Here is a 1,816-nt window from a genome sequence, read left to right on the forward strand (position 1 = left end):
CGATCCTTTCGTGCGTGAGCTGGTCTCCGACCCCGGCAGGGCGGCGGTGCCTCGCATCACGGCCCCGCTCATGTTGCCTTCGGCGCTTTGGACCGCCTCGGCCCCTGCGTTGAAGCTCATTTCGTGGCTCAATACAGACCCCACACGATCGCTGTGTACGCTTCGCCGTGGTCGTCACCTTCCACGCCGCAACACTCGCTACAGGCGGGCGCTACCCCTTACCTGGGCCGGACTTTCACCGGCTGGACCGCGCCAGCTTCGCCTGGCGCACCCAAAGCCGAACTTAGGTAAGGCCCAGAAATTATCGCTCTATTTCTTGGTTTTGGGGTGAGATGGTGTAGTTCCAGTCCGGATGGAAAGCATCGCGCTGGAGGTTGAGGGTTGCCAACTCGGCGTCGGAAACCTTGATGCCTTTCTCGTAGGCGTTGGTGTCGAGTTCACAGCGGACGGTCAGGCCGGTCTGGGTCGTCGTGCTGGCGATGAGGTCGACCACGACAAGGCGGCTGGTGAGCGGCGTCGCACGCCAGTTCTGCGTGATGTGACAAAACAGGCGGTGCTCGACCTTGTTCCACTTCGAGGTGCCGGGCGGGTAATGGCAGACCTGGAACACCAGCCCGGTCTCGTCGGCAAGCCGTTGCAACTCGACTTTCCACAGCCGCAGGCGCGGACCGTTGGAGCCGCCGCAGTCGGCCGTGACCATGACCTTGGGCGTGGCCGGGTAGCGCTCGTGGCCCAGCTTGGCGAGCCACAGCCGCATGGCGTTGACGGCAAACTGCGCCGTGTCGTGGTCGATGCCGAGGCTGACATAGCCGCTGTTGGCGCCGACGTCGTAGACCCCGTAGGGGACCACCTTGCCGAGTGCCTTGTCCTCGAAGTCGTGGACATCGACCTCGACCGGCTTGCCCTTCGGGCCGTAATCGCTGCCGGGATTCCTGAACGCGCCAATCAACTCCTTCTTCTTCGTGTCGACCGAGATCACCGGCTGACCCGCGGCCTGGCACGCCCGGGCCTTGGCGTTGATGGGCTCGAACTGCGCATCCCGATCCGGATGCTGGCCGCCATCCTTGGTCTTGCGGTTGACATGGCGGCGATAGTCCAACCGCTCCAGCAGCTTCGGGATGGTCGAGGCGCTCACCTTGTGGCCCATCCCGCGCAACGCCGTCGCCAGCTTCTCGTGGCTCTTCGAGACCCACCTCAGCGGTCGCATCGGATCGCCCATCGTCGCCGCCTCGAGCAACCGCTCCAGGTCGCCGAGCAGGGTCGCGTCCTGGGCCGTGACCGTCGGCCGACCGGCACCTTTCCGGCGCACCTGGCCCGTCAACGAGCCAGGCTCCTTCAGGTCCTTGAGGCCACGACTGATCGTGCTGCGCGCGACCTTGGTCGCCCGCGACGCCGCCGCTATCCCGCCATGGCCGGCACTGACGGCTTCCGCCGCCGCGTGCAGCCGCCGGCCACGCTCATTGAGCGAAGACCGGACAGCCTGGTAGCGGGTACGAATGGGGCGCTCATCGATCATGGCCGACAATACGCGGCCTCTGCCACGGCGGGAATCGCCCCAGAATCCAGCCGAGCAATCCGATTCACCTATTTCTGGGCGTTGCCTAACACTACTTTGGCATTTCAAAAGTATGTCTGGGCTCCTATCTCGCGGGTATGCAGATAGGAACCGCTGTTGCGCTACCGCGTGACATTGACGCCGACCTTGACCGTTGGCTTGCGCCATTCCTCGACGTGACGGGTCGCAGCACGCGGCGCCGGATGGCGCCGCTGTATGTGCGTGGTCTGTTGGGGCCAGACGGGCCGAAGAGCATCCAGC

At 64.8% G+C, this 1,816-nt stretch carries 1 protein-coding gene; it reads right to left on the minus strand.

The window, feature by feature from the left end; translation table 11 throughout:
- Positions 1-301 precede the first annotated feature (301 nt).
- Complete coding sequence (locus tag VF632_RS09580; protein WP_331022656.1) at positions 302-1,516, minus strand: ISAzo13 family transposase; 1,215 nt, start codon at positions 1,514-1,516, stop codon at positions 302-304.
- Positions 1,517-1,816: the final 300 nt, after the last annotated feature.

It is taken from the genome of Longimicrobium sp., assembly GCF_036388275.1.
Lineage (GTDB): Bacteria > Gemmatimonadota > Gemmatimonadetes > Longimicrobiales > Longimicrobiaceae > Longimicrobium.

What these genes read in the sequence shown, in the direction of transcription:
- VF632_RS09580 (WP_331022656.1), bottom strand. Translation starts at nt 1,516, where the DNA reads ATGATCGATGAGCGCCCCATTCGTACCCGCTACCAGGCTGTCCGGTCT.